We start from the raw sequence: 2,263 nt of genomic DNA, 5'->3' as shown, positions 1-2,263 counted from the left end.
AGACCTGCTTATAAAAATCCTTTATTTATACTTTTGAAATAAGATTCTTATCGTTTAAAGATGTCTCTTGAAATCCCGTACTTGGCCTAAAATGCGGACGACGAATATGCCCTTTTTGGTTGGTTCGTAAAAAATTGTGTGTGCCTTATAGTTGTATCTTTTTAGCAGGGCCGCAAATTCTGAAGCACTTCGACCAAGATTGGGATTTTCTGCCAGAGTTTGTAAAAATTGGTACAACTCGGTAACATAGGTGTGCGTCTGTAATTCGCCCCAAGTTTCCAAAGTATAATCCACTATATCATCGATATCGTCATCTGCCTTCGATGATAAATAATAGCTAGACATTTCTGTTATTTTTACGAACTATCGCAGCTTCAATAATTTCATCAACAGACCTGGTTCTAGAACTCACGCCACTATCATATCCTTCTTGTATGGCCGCTTTGGTGATTAGAAACTCTCTATTGCGCTCCTCATCTAAACGTATGAGATGCCGCATGTATTCACTATCGTTGGCGAAACCACCATTCTCGATTTGTAATTTTATCCACTCTTCCTGAGCAGTAGTTATGGTTAATGATTTTCTGATTGTTGCCATAATAATAGTATTTACATACAATATACGCATTCTAACATATTATTGGCGCATAATTTACTAAAACTTTGTAGAAAGGAATTGTGTCCGGAACGTTTTGGGTATTCTTTTTTTGAACTTCCCCTTAAGTTACGATTTCTAAATAATCAATTGTAGAAAAAGGAGAAGGCTACAGTTTCAATTTTAGACTTATATTAATAGTATGGAAGAAAGGGAGTTTAAAAAAATAGTTGGCAATTTTTTAGCTGACAAAGGATTTGAGAAAAAACGTAATTTCTTTTATAAAAGGGATAACAATTTAGTTTACGTAATAGGCCTTCAGAAATCAAAATACTCAAATGGCTTTTATCTGAATGTCGGATATTTAATCAAGGAGCTTCACCCAAACGATGAATATCCAAAAGATGTGGATGGAGATGTTAGGACAAGATTTAGTTGGATACTTCCGTTTAGCAAAAAACAAACAGACATTTTTGAATTAAAAGGTTTATCAGCGGATCAATCTAATATTATAGAAGAATTTGTATCCAACAATGTTGAACGGCTAATCAACTCGGTACAGTACAATGGGTTAGGATGGTTGTTAGAAAAAGATCCTACATTGCTTTATCAAACAACATTAAAAGCAAAAGAGTATTTACAATTAGAATTGAGTCGTCCTAAAAACAAAAAGCCCCTAAAAAGGGCTTAAAAGAGGTCTCTTTTTTGCTGTTCAAGGGCTTGCGCAACGGTTACCATTGTTGTGCATAGTGTTTTATTTAGCTTTAATTTCATATGGCTTTTCTGGGAATCCGAATAGAATTGCTTTTTGTTCGTCAATTTCCCTTATTCCAATTAGGGTTTCTCGTTCGTCATTTTCGAAAATTGATGCGAAGTAAGTTCCTTGTAAATTCTCCAAAACTAATTTCCGTCCACTTCTTTTCATTCTTTTGTTTATTACTTGGATAACTGGACTGTCCAAAATTGTGTTGAATTTTAAGGGTATTTTTTCATTTTTCCATTCTGCTTTGAATTCAAGCGTCTCAATTTTTTCAGATTCAAGTTCTGTTTTTGTTGGTTCAATTCTTTCGTAGTCAGTCGCAAATTCAGTGTCCTCTGTTTTGGATTCTGTTTCGCTCAACACAGTATGAGTTTTTCCCATTCTGAATATTCTTATTCGATTCTTATTTACAAATTCGTATTTTGATTCAGAAAGTTTTTCGCTCCATTCAGTTCGGACTTTTGATAATTCGTTTCCGCTTTTCAGTTCAAGTTCAAAATGGATGATTTGGTCGTTATTAAATTCAATAAATTCAGGTCGGCAGTAGTCGGCTCCTGTTTTAATTTTTAACCAAGTTCCATTCAGGTTTTTCATTGATTTTCGCGGTTTTGGTACATTATGCACAACGGCTCGGCTATGGCAAGAAGGGCAGCAAGGAAACCTTTTCGTTTCCGTCTGCGCTCGTAGCCAAAGCTTTTTGTTTAGTTTTATTTTTTCTTGTCCAAAGCTAAATCCCAAAGATTTAGCGACATTATAAATATACACAGACCTTTCGATTTTACCCTAAAGTCCGCATTACGTTTAGGCATTGTGCCTGTTGCACAAGTTAAGAAAAAAACGGTCTTGATCATTGCCGTTCGGTAGATCGATCGTAACTTTAGGTATGCAGGGAAAAAAGGATTACCAGG

The 2,263-nt window shown here is 35.2% G+C and carries 4 protein-coding genes; 1 reads left to right on the top strand and 3 read right to left on the bottom strand.

The window, feature by feature from the left end:
• Window positions 1-54: 54 nt before the first annotated feature.
• Window positions 55-345, bottom strand: coding sequence for a type II toxin-antitoxin system RelE/ParE family toxin (locus BIZ36_RS20575; RefSeq protein WP_187459736.1), 291 nt, complete (start codon window positions 343-345; stop codon window positions 55-57).
• Window positions 338-598 carry a type II toxin-antitoxin system ParD family antitoxin gene (locus BIZ36_RS20570; protein WP_187459735.1) on the bottom strand — a complete coding sequence of 87 codons (261 nt, stop codon included), beginning with the start codon at window positions 596-598 and terminating at the stop codon, window positions 338-340. The genes BIZ36_RS20575 and BIZ36_RS20570 overlap by 8 nt, the downstream gene beginning before the upstream one ends.
• A gap of 199 nt (window positions 599-797) precedes the next feature.
• Here BIZ36_RS20570 and BIZ36_RS20565 point away from each other — a divergent pair, with 199 nt between their 5' ends.
• Entirely contained in the window at window positions 798-1,286 is a 489-nt protein-coding gene (locus BIZ36_RS20565; protein WP_187459734.1) for a DUF4304 domain-containing protein, read from the top strand.
• Window positions 1,287-1,349: 63 nt separating this feature from the next.
• Here BIZ36_RS20565 and BIZ36_RS20560 read toward each other — a convergent pair whose 3' ends face one another.
• Window positions 1,350-1,949: a hypothetical protein gene (locus BIZ36_RS20560; protein ID WP_187459733.1), complete on the bottom strand. Its 600-nt coding sequence runs from the start codon at window positions 1,947-1,949 to the stop codon at window positions 1,350-1,352.
• Window positions 1,950-2,263 lie beyond the last annotated feature (314 nt).

Source organism: Cytophaga sp. FL35 (assembly GCF_014349235.1).
In the GTDB taxonomy this organism is placed as follows: Bacteria; Bacteroidota; Bacteroidia; order Flavobacteriales; family Flavobacteriaceae; genus Euzebyella.
The sequence above is the reverse complement of the archived record's forward strand: the minus strand, read 5'-3'. Positions and strand labels throughout refer to the sequence as shown.

Bases quoted from the DNA above. Each gene is read 5' to 3' on its own strand.
- BIZ36_RS20560 (WP_187459733.1), bottom strand. From the start codon at position 1,949: ATGAAAAACCTGAATGGAACTTGGTTAAAAATTAAAACAGGAGCCGAC.
- BIZ36_RS20575 (WP_187459736.1), bottom strand. From the start codon at position 345: ATGTCTAGCTATTATTTATCATCGAAGGCAGATGACGATATCGATGAT.
- BIZ36_RS20570 (WP_187459735.1), bottom strand. From the start codon at position 598: ATGGCAACAATCAGAAAATCATTAACCATAACTACTGCTCAGGAAGAG.
- BIZ36_RS20565 (WP_187459734.1), top strand. From the start codon at position 798: ATGGAAGAAAGGGAGTTTAAAAAAATAGTTGGCAATTTTTTAGCTGAC.